Below are 17,956 nucleotides of genomic sequence, written 5' to 3'. Positions count from 1 at the left end.
GGGAGGGCAGACATGGCCGATATCAAGTCTGAAACGGACCGGACCGAACTCAAACGGGTCATGGGCACGAAACTGCTGCTGCTTTTCATTGTGGGCGACATCCTCGGCACTGGCGTTTATGCCCTGACCGGCCAAGTGGCCGGGGAAATCGGGGGCGCGGCGTGGGCGCCCATCCTGCTGGCCTTCGCGGTGGCCACCATTACCGCCCTGTCCTATCTGGAACTGGTCACCAAGTATCCGCAGGCCGCCGGAGCCGCCCTGTACACGCATAAAGCCTTCGGCGTACATTTCCTGACGTTCCTCGTGACCTTCGCGGTCCTCTGTTCCGGGATCACCTCGGCCTCGACCGCTTCCAAGTTCCTGGCTGAAAACTTCATGGTGGGGTTCCATCTGGGCTGGGGGCAGGCCGGCGTCACCTGGGTGGCGGTGATCTTCATGCTGCTGCTGGCGGCCGTCAACCTCCGGGGTGCGGCCGAAAGCGTGAAGTTCAACATTGTGCTGACTGCCATCGAGCTGACCGGCCTGCTGATTGTCATCCTGATCGGGTTCTGGGCCATGGGGCAGGGAAACGCCGACTTCTCCCGGGTGGTCGTGTTTGAAACCGAAGCGGGCAAAAGTGTTTTCCTGGCCCTCACCGGCGCAACCTCGCTGGCGTTTTTCTCCATGGTCGGGTTCGAGGACTCAGTGAACATGGCCGAGGAAACCCATGACCCCGTACGGATCTTCCCTAAAGTAATGCTGACCGGCCTGAGCATCACCGTCTCCGTCTACCTGTTGGTGTCCATCGCAGCCGTGGCCGTGGTGCCGGTGGGACAGCTGTCCCAAAGTGCCACGCCGCTGCTCGAGGTGGTGCGCGCCGGCGCCCCCAACCTGCCCGTCGACGCGGTCTACCCGTTCCTGTCCATCTTCGCCGTGGCCAACACCGCCCTGATCAACATGCTGATGGCCAGCCGCCTGCTGTACGGCATGGCCCGGCAGGACGTCCTGCCGCGCGGGCTGTCGCTGGTGCTGCCGGGACGGCGGACCCCGTGGGCGGCGATTGTGTTTACGACGGCGATCGCAGTGGGGCTGATCATTGTGGTCACCAACTTCATGGGCAAGGGAACGGTCACTGCGCTTGGCGGGACCACCGCCCTGCTCCTGCTGTGTGTCTTCACGGTGGTGAACATCGCCTGCATCGTGCTGCGCCGTACGCCGATTGACCGGCCGCACTTCCGCTCCCCCACCGTGATGCCCTTCATCGGTGCCATCACCTGTGCCTTCCTGGTGGGTCCGTGGGCCCAGGATGCCGTGGAGTACCGCATCGCGGGCATCCTGCTGCTTCTGGGCCTGGTCCTTTGGGTACTGACCTGGTTCTGGAACCGCGCCGTCAAGGCCCGCAAAACCCGCTTCAGCGACCCGTCCCAGCTCAGTTGATGCTTCGCCGGCGGCACGCGGCCGGCGAAGAACCGCCAGGAAGGAGGAGACCATGACCGTCGTCGTCGGATATGTACCCACACCGGAGGGGGAAACAGCACTGCGTGCCGGGGTGCGGGCAGCCCGGGAACTGGCCATGGGGCTGGTGGTGGTGAACGTGGAGAGCACCCGCGGGGCCCGGGACCCGGGCGAATCCCCCGGCTACCTGCAGGAGCTGGCCACGGTCCTGCAGGAAAGCCGGCTGCCGCATACCCTGCTGCATCCGGTGGGTGACTTTGACGCGTCGGAAGAGATCCTGAAGGCCGCCGAGGGCCATGGCGCCCAGCTTGTGGTGCTGGGCATCCGGCACCGGACACCGGTGGGGAAACTGTTCCTCGGCAGTACGGCCCAGCGGGTGCTCCTTGAAGCAGACTGCCCGGTCCTGGCGGTGAAGGCCGGGCAGGCGTGAGCTACAGCCTGGCCAGCACCGCTTCGATTCCGGTGAAGGTCTCCGCGAAGGACGTGGACAGCGGAGACAGGCCGATGCGGATGCCGTCGGGATTGCGGTAGTCCGGAATGACCCCCTGCTCCCACAGGGCGGCGGTGACCGCCTTGAACGCGGGATGGTCAATGGTGATGTGGCTGCCGCGGCGTTCCGGATCGCGCGGCGAGGCCAGCACGACGCCGCGCGGTGCCAGCAGCGCGTCCACAGCGGCAACGGCGTATTCGGTCAGCGCCTGCGACTTTGCCCGGACGGCTTCCATGCCGGCCTCGCGGATCAGGGCCACCATGTCCTGCATGGCAAGCATGCCCAGAATGGGCGGGGTGCCGGAGACCAGGCGCCGGATGCCGCTTGCCGGGACGTACCCCGGCGCCATCCCGAACGGGTCCTCGGAGCCGAGCCAGCCCTGGATGGGCTGGGTGAACTCCGCCTGGTGGCGGGCGGCGACGTAACCCCAGGCAGGTGCGCCCGGGCCGCCGTTGAGGTACTTGTAGCTGCAGCCGACGGCGTAATCCACACCCCACGCGTCCAGTTCGGCAGGGACCGCGCCGGCGGAGTGGCACAGGTCCCACAGCACCAGCCCGCCGGCGTCGTGCACCAGCGCGGAAATGGCTGCGGCATCGGCGAGGTAGCCGGAGCGGTAGGCGACGTGGCTGAAGACGGCCAGCGCGGTATGCGGGCCCACGGCCTCGGCCACGGCTTCGGCGCTGACTCCGCCGTCGTAATCCGCGCGCACCCAGCGCAGGGTCAGCCCGCACTCGCGGGCAACCCCCTCCAGTACGTACCGGTCCGTAGGGAAGTTGTCGGCATCGAGCAGGATCTCGGTTCGGCCCGGCCGGGCGGCGACGGCCGCCCGGGCCAGCTTGTACAGCAGCACGGTGGTGGAATCCGCCACGATGCACTGGCCCGGTGCCGCACCCAGCGCCACCGCCCCCAGTTCGTCGCCAATCCGCCCGGGAAGCTCCAGCCACTCCTCGTCCCAGCCGCGGATCAGCCGCTGGGCCCACTGTCCGGTGACAAAGTCCTGCAGGTGTTCGGCGGTCGCCCGGAGCGGCCGGCCCAGGGAGTTGCCGTCAAGATACGCGCTCACCTCCCCGGCCGGAAGGAAGCGGTCCCGGTAACCCGCGAGGGGATCCGCGGCATCCAGTTCCTTGGCGGTAACCAACAGGGAGGCGGCATCAATCATGGGAGGAACCTTAGCAGTTGGGGAAGTGCCGGATTGGCGGCGGGACGGGACGGGCCCCGCCGAGCTCCGCTGCTGCGGAGGCCGACGGGGCCCGGGGTGCTGCTGGGAAGTACTGCGGAGCCTGGGGAAGCCAGGCCCGGCCAATCAGGCCCGGGTGGCGGCAGCGAACCCGTCCCCGGGGGCGGCTGCCTCCAGCGGACGGACGGTGCCGGCGAAGTGCCGGCGCATCGAGCGCGGATTCCAGCCCGTGAAGGTGGAACCGGCCCAGCTGCTGCCCGCGTCGTCGTCGTGGATCGACACTGCAACAGTGGCCGGCAGGAACACCGGGGACTCAAAGTCGATGGTCCACTCGAAGGGGCCCTCCTGAGTCTGCACCGCATCGGAAACCACCCGCGAGGCCAGGTACATGCCGTGGGCCAGGGACCGCTTCATGCCCAGCGCCTTGGCGGACAGGCGGCTCAGGTGGATCGGGTTGAAGTCCCCGGAAACGCGGGCATAGTTGCGGCCGGCGTCGGCACCCAGCCGCCACATGGCGGTAGGCAGCGGCGGAACGAACTCGGGCCGTGCCGCGGACTCGCCGGGCCGGTCCGTCTTGGGAAGGAAAACACCCTTCGCCAAGTAGGTGGAACGCCCGCGCCACAGCACTTCGCCGTCCGCCCCCGTAACCTCGGCTACCAGCTCCACAGAGGTGCCGGACCGGTGTCCGCCCAGGTTCTCTGCCCAGGCGGTGACTGTCAGCGGCTCGCTGTAGTGGATTGGACGGTAATGCTGGACCACGTTGCGCAGGTGCACCATGCCCAGCAGGGGCAGCGGAAAGTCATCGCGCGCCATGAGGCTCATGGCCACCGGGAACGCGAAGGTGTGCACGTAACCGGTGGGCAGGTAATCCGTGGCACTGTGCAGGACCAGGCGCTGGAAGTCGGTCAGCTTGGCCAGGTCGACGGCGGCGCCGGACACCACGTGCCGGTCCGCCGGCAGCGTCGTGCTGCCTTTAGCGGAGGACATCCTGGCCTTGGCGGCACTGCCCAGTGCGCCGGCATAAAGCTTGCCGAGGGCCGGGATTTCACGCAGCTGGGTGAAGCTCATGCGCCCACCATGTTCTGCCCGCATACCCGAACCACCTGGCCGTTGACCCCGGCCGCGGAGTCCGAAGCCAGGAAGGAAATGGTTTCGGCCACATCCACCGGCAGGCCGCCCTGCTGCAGGCTGGACAGGCGGCGTGCCACCTGCCTGGTCAGGGCCGGAATAGCAGCAGTCATGTCCGTTTCGATAAACCCCGGAGCGACGGCATTGATGGACCCGCCGCGCGGAGCCAGCAGGGGTGCGGTGGCCCGGACCATGCCGATGACGCCGCCCTTGGAAGCGGCGTAGTTCGTCTGGCCGCGGTTGCCGGCAATACCGCTGGTGGAAGCCAGCGACACGATCCGGCCCTCGGGGCTGAAGCCGCTGGAGGCCAGGAAGGCCTGGTTCATGCGCAGCTGGGAGGCAATATTGACGGCGATGACCGAACCCCAGCGGGCTTCGTCCATGTTGGCCAGCAGCTTGTCGCGGGTGATCCCGGCATTGTGGATCACGATGTCCAGGTGCCCGTAGCGCTCGACGGCATGGGCAAGGATGCGCTCTGCCGCGTCATCGCGGGTGATGTCCACCTGCAGCGCGGTGCCGCCGATTTCGTTGGCGACCTTGGCCAGCTGTTCGCCGGCGGCCGGCACGTCCACCACAATCACGGTGGCGCCGTCGCGGTGCAGCACCTTGGCAATGGCTGCGCCGATGCCGCGGGCGGCACCGGTTACCACGGCCACCTTGCCGGCCAGGGGTGCGTTCCAATCCGCCGGCAGCGAGCCTGCGTCGGAGCCGACAGTGATGAACTGGCCGCTGACGTAGGCGCTTTTGCCCGAGAGGAGGAAACGCAGGGCAGCGGCCACTGAGGGGGCCGACGCCTGCACGCCGTTGGCGAGCACGATGCCGTTGGCGGTGGCGCCGCCGCGCAGTTCATGCGCGATGGAACGCAACGTACCGTCAATGCCTTGGCGGGCGGCGGCGGCGGCCGGATCCTGCGCTTCTGCTGCGGGCCGGGACACTGTGAGCACCCGTCCGCCCGGGGCGAGGTCGCGCAGGGCGGCGCCTGCCGCCAGTGTGGGTTCGGCCAAATCGGTGGGATCGGCGGCATCATCCAGGACAATCAGGATGGCGCCGAGCTTTTCCTTCGGAGTGGCATGCCGGCGTACGTCCTGGTCCCAGGCAAGCAGCAGCTGTGAGAGGTCATCCGCGGTTTCGCCCTTGCCGAGCACCAGCACCGGCCCCGGTACCAGCGGCTTGGCCGGGTCGAAGCGGCGCAGGATGGCCGGCCGGGGCAGGCCGAGCTTCTTGGACAGGTCTTTGGTGAAGCCGGTATTGACCAGCTTGAGGTAGGTATCAGTCATGGCTAGCGCGCCTCCAGGATCGCGACGAGGCCCTGCCCGCCGGCAGCGCAGATGGAAATGAGGCCGCGGCCCGAACCCTTTTCGTGGAGCATCTTGGCCAGCGAGGCCACAATGCGTCCGCCGGTGGCAGCGAAGGGGTGGCCGGCGGCCAGCGAGGAACCGTTGACGTTGAGCTTGCCGCGGTCGATGCTGCCCAGCGGTGCATCCAGGCCCAGGCGGGTGCGGCAGAACTCTTCGTCTTCCCAAGCGGCCAGGGTTGAGAGCACCGTGCCGGCGAAGGCCTCATGGATTTCGAAGAAGTCGAAGTCGTCGAAGGTGAGGCCATGGCGGGCCAGCAGGCGCGGGACGGCGAAGGCCGGAGCCATCAGCAGTCCGTCCTTGCCGTGCACAAAGTCCACGGCGCCGGCTTCGGCGTCCACAACGTTCGCGAGCATCGGCAGGTCGTGTTCGCGGGCGTAGTCCTCCGAGCCCAGCAGCACCACGGAGGCACCGTCGGTCAGCGGAGTGGAGTTGCCGGCGGTCATGGTGGCGGCATCCCCAAGGGACTTGCCGAAGGCGGGCTTGAGCTTGGCGAGCTTCTCCATGGTGGTGTCCGGACGCAGGTTCGCGTCCTTGGACAGCCCGCGGTACGGGGTGACAAGGTCATCGAAGAAGCCGCGGTCGTAGGCGGCAGCCATATTGCGGTGGCTGTTGTAGGCCAGCTCGTCCTGTGCCTCGCGTGTGATCTTCCACTGCGCGGTGGTCAGGGCCTGGTGCTCGCCCATGGACAGGCCGGTGCGGGGCTCGCCGGTGGACGGGGCATTCGGGGACAGGTCCTTGGGGCGGATCTTCGCGACGGCGGCCAGCTTCTGCTTGGTGGTGCGGGCGCGGGAGAGGTCCAGCAGGGCCCGGCGCAGGCCTTCACTGACGGCAATCGGGGCGTCCGACGCCGAGTCCACGCCGCCGGCAATAGCGGATTCCAGCTGGCCGAGCTTGATCTTGTTGGCCAGGCTGACCACTGTTTCCAGTCCGGTGGCGCAGGCCTGCTGGACATCGTAGGCGGGGGTCTCCGGCGACAGTGCCGAGCCCAGGACCGCTTCGCGGGTCAGGTTGAAATCGCGGGAGTGCTTCAGGACGGCGCCGCCGGCTACTTCGCCGATCCGCTCGCCCTGCAGGCCGAAGCGGGCAATAAGCCCGTCAAGGGCTGCCGTGAGCATGTCCTGGTTGGAGCTGTAGGTGTACTTTCCGCCCGAACGGGCGAAGGGGATCCGGTTGCCGCCGATCACCACGGCCTTGCGTACCGCGGGTGCGGTCTCGTTGGGCCGGGCGGTGAGGGGTTCGGGCTGTGCAGCCATTCGTCGTTCTCCTTGGGAGTGCTTGGGGGTTGGGTGGCACGGTGGGGTGTGACGGTAGTTACTGTTACCCAGCGTACCTGATACGCTCAGTATCGTGAACAACGCACTAGAGGACTCCTCCGCGGCAGCCCCCGCCGGTGACGGCCGCGCGCTTCGCTGGGAAGCGCACCGGGCCGAACGCCGCCGTACGCTCATCAAGACCGCGCGCCGTGCCGTGCACTCGCTGGGCTACGCGGCCTCCATGGAAGAGATCGCGGCGGCCTCCGGTACCTCCAAATCGGTGTTCTACCGCTACTTCGGAGATAAGGCCGGGCTGCAGAAGGCCATGGGCGAAATGGCCGTGGCCCGCATGCAGGAGAAAATCCTGGCGGCCGGCCGCACCGCTTCCTCACCGCGCTCCGGGCTGCGGGCCATGGTCTCGGCGTACCTGCAGATGGCGGAAACCTCACCCAACGTGTACCTGTTCGTCACCGGCCGGCTGGCCGAGGGCGGCCCGGACCAGCAAGTGGACACCACGCTTTCGCACTTCTTCGAAACCATCACGTCAATGATGGATTCGGCCATGCGGCACTACCTCGCCGGCCGTGAAGTGCCGCCGGAGGCCAGCGGCACCGCGCAGTACTGGCCCACAGCTGCGCTGGGCATGATCCGTGCGGCCGGAGAACGCTGGATCGCCGCGCCGCCGGGCAAAGACAAGCCCACCGAAGAACAAATGACCGAGCAGCTGACCGTCTGGCTCTTTGACGGCATCGGCTACGACCAGGGGCACACACCCCTCCCCCGGATTTCCTGAGCACGCCCCACCTCCACAAGAAGGAAAAGCAATGACGCAAACACTTTCCCCCGCCGAACGCCAGTTGCCGGCCAGCGCCACGATCAGCGACAACGATGCCGCTGTGGTGGACACCGCTTCCCTGGGCCGGGCACTGCTGGGCAAGTGGGCGGACATCCGCCTGCAGGCCCGCGAGCTTGCCGGCCATGATGAGCTGCACACCCCCGCCGGATTGAGCCACACCGAGCACCGCGAACGGGTTATGGGCCAGCTGAAGGTCCTGGTGGACACCAAGGCCGTTCACCGTGCCTTCCCCAAGTATGTGGGCGGCGAGGACAACCACGGCGGCAACATTGCCGGGTTCGAGGAACTCGTGGTGGCTGATCCGTCGCTGCAGATCAAGGCCGGCGTGCAGTGGGGCCTGTTCGGGTCCGCCGTCCTGCACCTGGGCAACCGGGAACACCATGAGAAGTGGCTGCCGGGCATCATGAGCCTGGAAACCCCCGGCTGCTTTGCGATGACCGAAACCGGCCACGGCTCGGATGTCGCCAGCATCGCGACCACCGCCGAGTACGACGCCGCAGCGCAGGAATTCATCATCAACACGCCGTTCCGCGCAGCGTGGAAGGACTACATCGGCAACGGTGCCGTCCACGGCAAGGCGGCCGTTGTGTTCGCCCACCTGATCACCAAGGGCGTGGACCACGGTGTCCACGCGTTCTATGTGGAACTGCGCGATGACAACGGTTTCCTGCCCGGCGTGGGCGGCGAGGACGACGGCGTCAAGGGCGGACTGAACGGCATCGACAACGGCCGGCTGCACTTCTCCAACGTGCGCATCCCCCGGACCAACCTGCTCAACAAGTACGGCGACGTAGCCGAAGACGGCACGTACACCTCCGCCATCGCCAGCCCCGGCCGGCGCTTCTTCACCATGATCGGCACCCTGGTGCAGGGCCGCGTCTCCCTGGACGGTGCGGCCGTTGCCGCCAGCAAGATGGCGCTGAAGACCGCCATCCAGTACGGCACCGAGCGCCGGCAGTTCAACGGTGCATCCGACATCAAGGAAGAGGTGCTGATGGACTACCAGCAGCACCAGCGCCGCCTGCTGCCCCTGCTCGCCACCACTTTCGCGGCCGCCTTCGCCCACGAGGAACTGCTGCAGAAGTTCGACGACGTCTTCTCCGGCGCGCACGACACCGACGCGGACCGCCAGGACCTTGAGACCCTTGCCGCCGCGTTGAAGTCCCTCTCCACCTGGCATGCCCTGGACACGCTGCAGGAATGCCGCGAAGCAACCGGCGGTGCGGGTTTCCTTGCCGAGAACCGGTTCACCGCACTGCGCGCGGACCTGGACATTTACGCCACCTTCGAAGGTGACAACACGGTGCTGCTGCAGCTGGTCGCCAAGCGCCTGCTGGCTGACTACGCCAAGGAATTCGCCGGCGCCGACTTCGGGGTGCTGGCCCGCTACGTTGTGGGCCAGGCCGCCGACGTCACCGTGCACCGCACCGGCCTGCGCCGCATTGTGCAGACCGTGGCCGACTCCGGTTCGGAGAAGAAGTCCGCCGTGGCGCTGCGTGATCCCCGTGCCCAGCATGACCTGCTGGCTGACCGGGTGAGCACCATGGTCGCCGAGGTAGCCGGCGCGCTGAAGGCCGCCCGCAACATGCCGAAGGAAAAGGGCGCGGCGGTCTTCAACGAGAACCAGCACGCCCTGATCGAAGCAGCGCGCGCCCACGCCGAACTGCTGCAGTGGGAAGGCTTCACCCGGGCGCTGGACCGGATTGACGACGCCGGCACGCGCCAGGTCATGACCTGGGTCCGCGACCTGTTCGGCCTCTGCCTGATCGAAAAGAACCTGGGCTGGTACCTGATGAACGGCCGGCTCTCGGCGCAGCGGGCCCGGACCCTTGGCCCCTACATCAACCGCCTGCTGGCCAAGATCCGCCCGCACGCCCTGGGCCTGGTCGATTCCTTCGGCTACGGCCAGGAGCACCTGCGCGCCAAGATCGCTTCCGGTGCGGAGAAAGCCCGCCAGGACGAGGCGATGGAATACCAGCGCCTGCTGCGTGCCAGCGGTGCCGCTCCGGTGGATGAGAAGGTGCTGATCGCCCGCGAAAAGGCTGCCTCGAAGGCGTCGAAGAAGTCCGGGAAGAAGTAAGCCCGAAGTACGCCGGAAAACATAAAGGCGCTGCCCCAGAAATGCGGCAGCGCCTTTTGCGTGTCCGGGCTTTTTGCGTGTCCGGGCTAGGCCAGCACGGACCGGTAGACATCCAGGGTGGCTTCGGCAATGGATTCCCAGGAGAACTGGTCGGTGGCGCGGAGGCGCCCGGCCTCCCCCATGCGGCGGGCCAGGTCCGGATCGGCCACCACAGTAGTCAGGGCTGCGGCGAAGTCGCGGACAAAGGCTTCCGGGTCCAGCGGGGTGCCGGTGCCGTCGGTGACCTGGTCAATGGGTACCAGCAGCCCGGTGACGCCGTCCTCGACCACCTCCGGGATGCCGCCCGTGGCACTGGCGACGACGGCGGTGCCGCAGGCCATGGCTTCAAGGTTCACGATGCCCAGCGGTTCGTAGACGGACGGGCAGGCGAAGACGGTGGCAATGGAGAGGATCCGGATCAGCTCGGCCCGCGGAAGCATCCGCTCGATCACGATGACGCCTGTACGGGTGCGCCGCAGGTCCTCAATCAGGGCGGCTGTTTCGGCCGCGAGCTCGGGCGTATCCGCGGCACCGAGGCAGAGGACCAGCTGGACCTCCGGCGGCAGCAGCGCTGCGGCGCGCAGCAGGTAGGGCACGCCCTTCTGCCGGGTGTTCCTGCCCACAAAGACCACGCTGGGACGGTCCGGGTCAATGTCGAAGGAGCGGACGCCGTCGGGGTCGATAACCGGCTGCCACTGCTCAACGTCAATGCCGTTGTGGACCACCTTGACCTTGGCCGGATCCACGTCCGGGTAGCTGCGCAGGATGTCCTGGCGCATACCCTCGGAGACGGCGATGATCGCGGCGGCGGCCTCGTAGGCGGTTTTCTCCACCCAGGAGGACACAGCGTAGCCGCCGCCCAGCTGTTCGGCCTTCCACGGCCGCAGCGGCTCCAGGCTGTGCGCACTCAGGACATGCGGGATGCCGTGCAGCAGCGAGCCCAGATGGCCGGCCATGTTGGCGTACCAAGTGTGGGAATGGACCAGGTCGGCGCCGGCCAGCCCGCCCAGGATTTCAAGGTCCGTACCCAGGGTCTGTACGGCCGGGTTGGCGCTGCCCAGCTCCGCCGGCACGGGGTACGCGGTTACTTTCGCTCCATGGAAATCCTCCGGGCGTTCGGCCCCGAAACAATGCACATGGAGATCTACTTCTCCGGCCAGGACACGGCTAAGCTCGGCGACGTGAACGCCTGCTCCTCCGTAGATTTCCGGCGGGAATTCCTTCGACACAATATCTACTCGCACTAAACCAACGTAGTGCACCGGGCAACGTGTGATCTAGTGTGAAGTCAGTAGACTTATTTTTTTGCGGAAGAGGTTCAAGACAATGGCGCCTAAGAAGGTCCTGGCAGTAGTCCTTGCAGGTGGGGAGGGCAAACGGCTGATGCCGTTGACGGCGGACCGCGCAAAACCCGCGGTTCCCTTTGCCGGGCGGTACCGGCTTATCGACTTCGCACTGTCAAATCTGGTGAATTCCGGGTACCTGCAGATAGTGGTCCTCACCCAGTACAAGTCGCACAGCCTTGACCGGCACATTTCCGAGACCTGGCGGCTGTCCACACAGCTGCAGAACTATGTGGCCTCGGTTCCGGCGCAGCAGCGCGTCGGCAAAAGCTGGTTCCTGGGCAGCGCGAACGCCATCTACCAGTCCATGAACCTGATCGATGACGCCCAGCCGGACATCGTCGTGGTGATCGGTGCGGACCACGTGTACCGAATGGACTTCTCGCAGATGGTTGAGGCGCATATTGCCTCCGGAGCCTCGGTCAGCGTGGCCGCCGTGCGGCAGCCGCTGCATCTGGCGGATCAGTTTGGCGTCATCGAAACGGACCCGGCGAATCCCGGCATGATTTCCGCGTTCGTGGAGAAGCCCGAGACCACCCCCGGGCTGCCGGATGATCCGGGCAGCTTCCTTGCGTCCATGGGCAACTACGTCTTCAACACCGACGCCCTGGTCGAAGCCCTGCAGGTCGACGCCGAGCGGCTGATCACCAAGCACGACATGGGCGGGGACATCATCCCCTACTTCGTGGAGCGGCAGGACGCGGCCGTATACGACTTCACCCGGAACGTGATTCCCGGTGCCACCGGCAGTGATCACCAGTACTGGCGGGACGTAGGCACCCTGGACTCCTACTATGACGCCAACATGGACCTGATCTCGCCGCTGCCCGCCTTCAACCTGTACAACCTGAAGTGGCCCATCTACACCCGGCAGAGCGTCTCCCCGCCGGCGAAGTTCGTGCGCAGCGCCTCCGAGCAGGCCGGTACCGCGTTTGATTCGATTGTTTCCGACGGCACCGTGATCTCCGGCGGCACCGTCACCGGATCCGTGCTGGCGCAGGACGTCTATGTGGACCACAACGCCGTCGTCACCGACTCGGTGCTGATGGACAAGGTGTATGTGGGTGAGGGTGCGGTGGTCCGCCGCGCGATCATCGATAAGAACGTGCGCATTCCGGCCGGCGCCACCGTGGGTGTGGACCGGGAGCTGGACCTGCGCCGCGGGTTCACTGTGACCGAGTCCGGACTGACCGTGCTGAGCAAGGGCCAGCGGGTGCCGGTGGAGGCTCCGGCCGAATAGGTCCTGCCGGCCTCCGGGGGCACCGGGTGTGAGATACGCCCGGTGCCCCCGCGCCCGATACGGGGACGGGACTGCTTCTCCGGTATCCTCGAAGTGCGCACCCAATGCGCCGGTCCCGTGTATCCGCCGGGGCCGATGAGCAGAAGGTCCACATGAGCACCCCAGAAGTCCCGGAAGAATTCAGCCCGGAAGATATTGAAACCGCCCTGAAGGTCTTGGCCTCCATCCATGTCCTGGATGAGGAAGACCCCGACTACGTTGCGGTCCGGCGGGCCACCGCCAAAATGTTCAAGTCGGTGAAGAAGCACCGGAAGAACGAGAAGCGTTCGGCCGTGGCGGACGCGGACCGCGCCGTCGTCGCCCTCACCGCCACCGGCGCAGCAGACCGGATTGATGACGAGACCCGCGGTGCGCAGCTCACCAGTGCAGCGCATGGTCCGTCCGCCGGGACGCTGCTGAAGCCGCGCAACTGCTACATCTGCAAGCAGCCCTACACCGTGGTGGATGCCTTCTACCACCAGCTCTGCCCCGAGTGCGCCGCGTTCAGCCACACCAAGCGCGACGCCCGCACCGACCTCACGGGCAAGCGGGCGCTGCTGACCGGCGGGCGGGCGAAAATCGGCATGTACATTGCCCTGCGGCTGCTGCGCGACGGCGCGCACACCACCATCACCACCCGCTTCCCGAAGGACGCCGCCCGCCGTTTTGCGGCCATGGAGGACTCCGGGGACTGGCTGCACCGGCTGCGCATTGTAGGCATTGACCTGCGCGACCCGGCGCAGGTGATCTCCCTGGCCGAATCCGTAGCCGAAGCCGGGCCGCTGGACATCCTGATCAACAACGCCGCCCAGACCGTGCGGCGCTCGGCGAACGCCTACCGGCCGCTGACCGACGCCGAGCTGGCGCCGCTGCCGGACGGCCCCATGCCGGAACTGGTCACCTTTGGCCACACCTATGACGCGCACCCCACCGCCCTGGCCGGGTCGGTCGCAGCGCATCCGGTGCTGGCCGCCGACGCCGTGACCTCACTCGCGCTGACTGCAGGCTCCTCCTCGCTGGCCCGGATGGAAGCCGGAACCGCCATCGATGCCGGCGGATTGGTGCCTGACACGGCGCCGATCAACAGCTGGACCCAGGTTGTGGACCAGGTGGACCCGCTGGAAATGCTCGAGGTCCAGCTGTGCAACGTCACCGCCCCGTTCCTGCTGGTTAACCGGCTGCGTCCGGCCATGGCAGCCTCGCCCGCCCGGCGCAAGTACATCGTGAACGTCTCCGCCATGGAAGGGCAGTTCTCCCGGCGCTACAAGGGTCCCGGGCACCCGCACACGAATATGGCCAAGGCCGCATTGAACATGCTGACCCGCACCAGTGCCCAGGAAATGCTGGATACGGACGGGATCCTGATGACCGCGGTGGACACCGGCTGGATTACGGACGAGCGCCCCCACCCCACCAAGGTGCGCCTGGCCGAGGAGGGCTTCCACGCCCCGCTGGACCTGGTGGACGGCGCAGCCCGGGTGTATGACCCGATTGTGATGGGCGAGAAGGGTGAGGACCAGTACGGGGTCTTCCTGAAGGACTACAAGCCCTCACCCTGGTAGGCGCCGGGCGGCAATCCGCTGCACCGCCTTGCCGAGCTCCGAGAACACCAGCACAGTGGCACCCACTGCCAGGCAGAGGAACCACTGTGCGGAGGTGAGCGGAACGGTATCGAAGAATCCCTCGAAGATGCTCAGCTGCACCACCAGCACCTGCAGGACCACCACGGCGGCCAGGGACACCCAGACAGCACGGTTGGTGAAGGTGCGCAGCGAGAACACGCTGCCGGTCTCGGAGCGGACGTTGAGCAGGTTGAAGACCTGGTAAAACACGAACGTGGTGAAGGCCATGGTGGTGGCGAAATTGGTGCTGCCGGCACTTTCGGGGAACCAGTGCGGTGCGCCGACCAGCACGATGCAGGTCCCGGCTGCCATCACGATGCCCAGCAGGGTCAGCACGGCGATCCGCCGCCCGGTCAGCAGCGGCTCGTCCGCCCGCCGCGGGGGCCTGTTCATCACCTCTGGGTCGGTACGGTCCACCCCCAGCGCCAAGGCCGGCGGTCCGTCCATGATGATGTTCACCCACAGGATCTGCAGGGCAGTGAACGGCGCCCCGCCGCCAAAGCCGAAGGTGGCAGCGGCCAGGAAGATCAGCACGAACCCCCACGCAGTGGTCAGCTGGAACCGGACGAACTTGAGGATGTTGTCATAGATCCCCCGGCCCTCCTCGACAGCGGCCACAATGGTGGCGAAATTGTCATCGGTGAGGATCATCTTCGCCGCACCCTTGGACACGTCGGTGCCGGTGATGCCCATGGCGATGCCGATGTCCGCACGCTTCAGTGCCGGTGCATCGTTGACGCCGTCGCCGGTCATGGCAACCACGTACCCGTCTGCCTGCAGCGCCTTGACGATGCGGATCTTGTGCTCGGGCGAAACCCGGGCCAGAACCCCGAGCCCGGGGGCTTCCCCGCGCAGCTGCCCGTCATCCATGGCATCGAGGGCTGTGCCGGCGACGGCGCGGCCCCCGATCCCCAGGTCCCGGGCGATGGCCGACGCGGTAACCAAGTGGTCTCCGGTGATCATGCGGACGTCTATGCCTGCGGCGTGGGCCCGGGCGATCGCCTCGCCGGCCTCTTGCCGCGGCGGATCCATGATGCCCGCGACGGCGTACAGCACCAGGTTCGCTGCCTCCGCCGACAGCGCCTCGGGACCGGCCGGCAGCGGTGCATCCATTACCCGTCCCGCCACTGCCAGGGTGCGCAGCCCCGCCGTGGCGAGGGCATCGACGTCGTGCCTGATGCGTGCCCGTTCCTCTGGACCCAGGGGAACGGGACCGTCCGCGGTCATAAGGAACGCCGCACGGTCAAGGACCACGCCGGGTGCGCCCTTCACGTTGCAGTGCACGGCGGTGCTGTCGGAGGTCCGGTTGAACGTGGCCATGAACTTGTAGTCCGAGTCGAAGGGCACCTCGGCAAGGCGCCGGTGCGTGGAGCGGGCGCCGGCCACGTCGATGCCGCCCTTTTCCGCCAGCACCACGAGTGCCCCTTCCGTGGGGTCTCCCGTCAGCCGGCCGTCCTCCACCGACGCGTCGTTGCACAGCGCCATCGCCAGGTACGCCTCGGTGAGGACGGGGACGGGCTGCCCGTCCGGGCTGAGGATCTTACCGTCCGTGGAGTAGCCGGAACCGGTGACCCGGAAGCGGCGGCCATCCGGAGCATAGAGCCGGCGGACCGTCATTTCGTTCAGCGTGAGCGTGCCGGTCTTGTCGGTGCAGATCTGCGAGGTGCTCCCCAGCGTCTCCACTGCTGCCAGCTGCTTGATGATGGCTCCGCGCGCGGCCAGGCGGGAGGCACCCATCGCCAAAGTGAAGGCGACGACGGCGGTAAGTCCCTCCGGGATGGTGGCCACCGCCAGGGACACCGCCGTCAGGAACAGGTCCTCCCAGCTGTCCCCGCGCAGCAGCCCCAGCACGAACACCAGGGCGACCACGGCCAACGCAATGTAGGTCAGGACTTTCGCCAACTGGTCGATGCTGCGCTGCAGGGTGGTTTTTTCCTCGGTGGTGCTGCCCAGCAGGTGGGCGATGGTGCCGATCTGGGTGTCCATGCCGGTTCCGGTCACCAGCAGCTCGGCCCGCCCGCGGGTGACGTCCGTGTCCATGTACAGCAGGTTGGTCCTGTCCCCCAGAGGCAGCCGGGGATCCGCCAGCACCCCTGTCCCCTTATTGACGGGCTTGGACTCCCCCGTCAGCGCGGCCTCGGCCACCTGCAGCCGCACGGCTTCGAGCAGCCGCCCGTCGGCGGGCACGCTGTCACCGGCTTCCAGCAGCACGACGTCGCCGGGTACCAGGTCAGTTCGTTCCACAGTTGCCGGGGTTCCCCCGCGCAGCACCCGGCAGGTGTCCACGGATGCACTGCGCAGCGCCTCCAGGCTGGACTCGGCTCGCTGCTCCTGCACGTAGTTCAGGACGGTGTTCAGGATGATCACCAGCAGGATCACCACCGGCGTCTCCCATTCGCGGGAGACCACCGCGCTGACAACTGCGGCAATGATCAGGACAACGGTCAGCCGGTCGGACAGGAGCCGGAGGATTTTCCGCCAGACGGGCACCCGTTTTCCTTCAGCGAGCTGGTTTGGACCGTAACGCTCCGCGCGCTCCCGGACCTGGCCGGCGTCGAGGCCGCCGCCCGGATCGGTGCCCAGGGCGGACGCCACCTGGCCGGCGGTAAACAGCCAAGGGGCGGACAGCTCGTTTGGGGCGGCAGGAGTGTCACCGGGACCGCTGCCGTTGGCCTGCAAACTCATGGGCTCCCCCGAGGGGTCTTGAAGATGGTGCCACCCATGGTAGCAACGCGGGCAGGGCGGCGGACGCTTTGGCAAAGCATGCATACTGCGGCAGGGTGTAACCGTGCCATCCTCCGCTCCTCCCCCGCCCGTTCCTCAGCCGCCGGCCGGCCGCGCCGCCCTGGTCCCCGGACTCATCGCCGCCGGTACGGCCGTCGCCGCCGCCTATCTGATCTCCGCACTGGTGCCCGCTGTGCCGGTGCTGACGGCAGCTGTGCTACTGGGGCTGGTGGCCGCCAATCTGCCGGGGGCGGCACCAAAGGCTGCCGGGACGTGGAAGCCCGGGCTGGCCCTGGCTGCCCGGAAGTTCCTGCGCACCGGCATTGTGCTCCTGGGCCTGAAGGTCTCCCTGGTGGACATTGCCGGACTGGGCTGGGCCGCCCTGGGGTTGGTGGTGGCCCTGGTCCTGGCCGCGTTCGCGGGTACGTACGGGATTTGCCGGCTCTTCCGGCTGCCGGGTGAGGAACCGGTCCTGATCGCTGCCGGATTCTCGATCTGCGGTGTATCCGCCATCGGTGCCGTGGCGGCGGTCCGCCGCACCCGCACCGAAGACACGGTGGTGCCGATTGCGCTGGTCACGCTGTGCGGAACCCTGGCCATCGCGGCCCTTCCGCTGGCCGGCTCGCTGTTGCACCTGGCCCCGGAAGTCTTCGGGACCTGGGCCGGGGCGTCAGTGCACGATGTAGGGCAGGTGGTGGCCACGGCGCAGACCGCCGGTTCCGCGGCGCTGGCCGCCGCCGTCGTCGTGAAGCTGGCGCGGGTAGTGCTGCTGGCGCCCATGACCGCTGCCGCCGGCTTGCTGGCGCGCAGGGCGGGCAAGGCCGGCAAGGCGGGCGGGGATGGCAGGGCCGGCAAACAGCCGCCGCTGGTACCGCTGTTCGTCTTGGGCTTCCTGGCACTGATCCTGGTCCGGACCACCGGATTGCTGCCCGCTGCCGCGCTGGATGCCGCGGCCGTGCTGCAGGAGCTGCTCTTCGCCGCGGCACTGTTCGGGCTTGGCGCCGGCGTGCGGGTGAAGGCACTCTTTGCCTCCGGCATCCGGGCCGTAGCGGCGGCCCTCGCGGCCTGGGCCTGGGTGGCTGGACTGGGCCTGGCGGTGGCATTCGGGCTGGGCACTTAGGCGGGCGCAGCGGCGTAAATGTCCGGGACCTTGTTCAAGTGATTGAATGGGCA

General features: G+C 67.5%; 13 protein-coding genes. 7 read left to right on the top strand and 6 right to left on the bottom strand.

Annotated features, from left to right (window positions below; genetic code table 11):
- The first annotated feature begins 12 nt into the window (after positions 1-12).
- On the top strand, positions 13-1,416 hold the full coding sequence (locus QNN98_RS08975) for an APC family permease (RefSeq protein WP_283996858.1): 1,404 nt from the start codon (positions 13-15) through the stop codon (positions 1,414-1,416).
- A 52-nt stretch (positions 1,417-1,468) separates the two neighbouring features.
- Positions 1,469-1,864, top strand: a complete 396-nt coding sequence (locus QNN98_RS08970) for a universal stress protein (RefSeq protein WP_227911375.1) — start codon at positions 1,469-1,471, stop codon at positions 1,862-1,864.
- 1 nt (position 1,865) lies between these two features.
- Here QNN98_RS08970 and QNN98_RS08965 read toward each other — a convergent pair whose 3' ends face one another.
- From QNN98_RS08965 to QNN98_RS08950, 4 genes are all read right to left on the bottom strand, one after another.
- The gene (locus QNN98_RS08965; protein WP_227926290.1) at positions 1,866-3,083 is read right to left on the bottom strand and encodes a kynureninase; all 1,218 of its coding nucleotides are present in this window, start codon (positions 3,081-3,083) and stop codon (positions 1,866-1,868) included.
- Positions 3,084-3,227: 144 nt separating this feature from the next.
- Positions 3,228-4,169, bottom strand: a complete 942-nt coding sequence (locus QNN98_RS08960) for a MaoC family dehydratase (protein WP_283996857.1) — start codon at positions 4,167-4,169, stop codon at positions 3,228-3,230.
- Positions 4,166-5,506 carry a 3-oxoacyl-ACP reductase gene (locus QNN98_RS08955; RefSeq protein WP_227911372.1) on the bottom strand — a complete coding sequence of 447 codons (1,341 nt, stop codon included), beginning with the start codon at positions 5,504-5,506 and terminating at the stop codon, positions 4,166-4,168. The genes QNN98_RS08960 and QNN98_RS08955 overlap by 4 nt, the downstream gene beginning before the upstream one ends.
- Positions 5,507-5,508: 2 nt before the next feature.
- On the bottom strand, positions 5,509-6,840 hold the full coding sequence (locus tag QNN98_RS08950; RefSeq protein ID WP_283996856.1) for an acetyl-CoA C-acetyltransferase: 1,332 nt from the start codon (positions 6,838-6,840) through the stop codon (positions 5,509-5,511).
- A 94-nt stretch (positions 6,841-6,934) separates the two neighbouring features.
- On the opposite strand from QNN98_RS08950, the gene QNN98_RS08945 reads away from it, so the two are divergent.
- Together QNN98_RS08945 and QNN98_RS08940 are read left to right on the top strand one after the other, a co-directional pair.
- On the top strand, positions 6,935-7,633 hold the full coding sequence (locus QNN98_RS08945) for a TetR/AcrR family transcriptional regulator (RefSeq protein WP_283996855.1): 699 nt from the start codon (positions 6,935-6,937) through the stop codon (positions 7,631-7,633).
- A 31-nt stretch (positions 7,634-7,664) separates the two neighbouring features.
- Complete coding sequence (locus QNN98_RS08940; protein WP_283996854.1) at positions 7,665-9,776, top strand: acyl-CoA dehydrogenase family protein; 2,112 nt, start codon at positions 7,665-7,667, stop codon at positions 9,774-9,776.
- An 86-nt stretch (positions 9,777-9,862) separates the two neighbouring features.
- Here QNN98_RS08940 and glgA read toward each other — a convergent pair whose 3' ends face one another.
- Entirely contained in the window at positions 9,863-11,059 is a 1,197-nt protein-coding gene (gene glgA / locus QNN98_RS08935; RefSeq protein ID WP_283996853.1) for a glycogen synthase, read from the bottom strand.
- Positions 11,060-11,141: 82 nt separating this feature from the next.
- Between glgA and glgC the strand changes: the two genes are divergently transcribed.
- Both glgC and QNN98_RS08925 read left to right on the top strand, forming a co-directional pair.
- Positions 11,142-12,398, top strand: coding sequence for a glucose-1-phosphate adenylyltransferase (glgC, locus tag QNN98_RS08930; RefSeq protein WP_283996852.1), 1,257 nt, complete (start codon positions 11,142-11,144; stop codon positions 12,396-12,398).
- 152 nt (positions 12,399-12,550) lie between these two features.
- Positions 12,551-13,999 carry an SDR family NAD(P)-dependent oxidoreductase gene (locus tag QNN98_RS08925; RefSeq protein WP_227911366.1) on the top strand — a complete coding sequence of 483 codons (1,449 nt, stop codon included), beginning with the start codon at positions 12,551-12,553 and terminating at the stop codon, positions 13,997-13,999.
- Here the strand turns inward: QNN98_RS08925 and QNN98_RS08920 are convergent.
- Positions 13,988-16,744, bottom strand: coding sequence for a cation-translocating P-type ATPase (locus QNN98_RS08920; RefSeq protein WP_283996851.1), 2,757 nt, complete (start codon positions 16,742-16,744; stop codon positions 13,988-13,990). The genes QNN98_RS08925 and QNN98_RS08920 overlap by 12 nt on opposite strands.
- A 103-nt stretch (positions 16,745-16,847) precedes the next feature.
- On the opposite strand from QNN98_RS08920, the gene QNN98_RS08915 reads away from it, so the two are divergent.
- Positions 16,848-17,903: a YeiH family protein gene (locus QNN98_RS08915; RefSeq protein ID WP_227911364.1), complete on the top strand. Its 1,056-nt coding sequence runs from the start codon at positions 16,848-16,850 to the stop codon at positions 17,901-17,903.
- Positions 17,904-17,956: the final 53 nt, after the last annotated feature.

Source organism: Arthrobacter sp. zg-Y1143, assembly GCF_030125565.1.
GTDB lineage: Bacteria > Actinomycetota > Actinomycetes > Actinomycetales > Micrococcaceae > Arthrobacter_B.
This window is presented reverse-complemented; position numbering and strand designations above follow the sequence as displayed.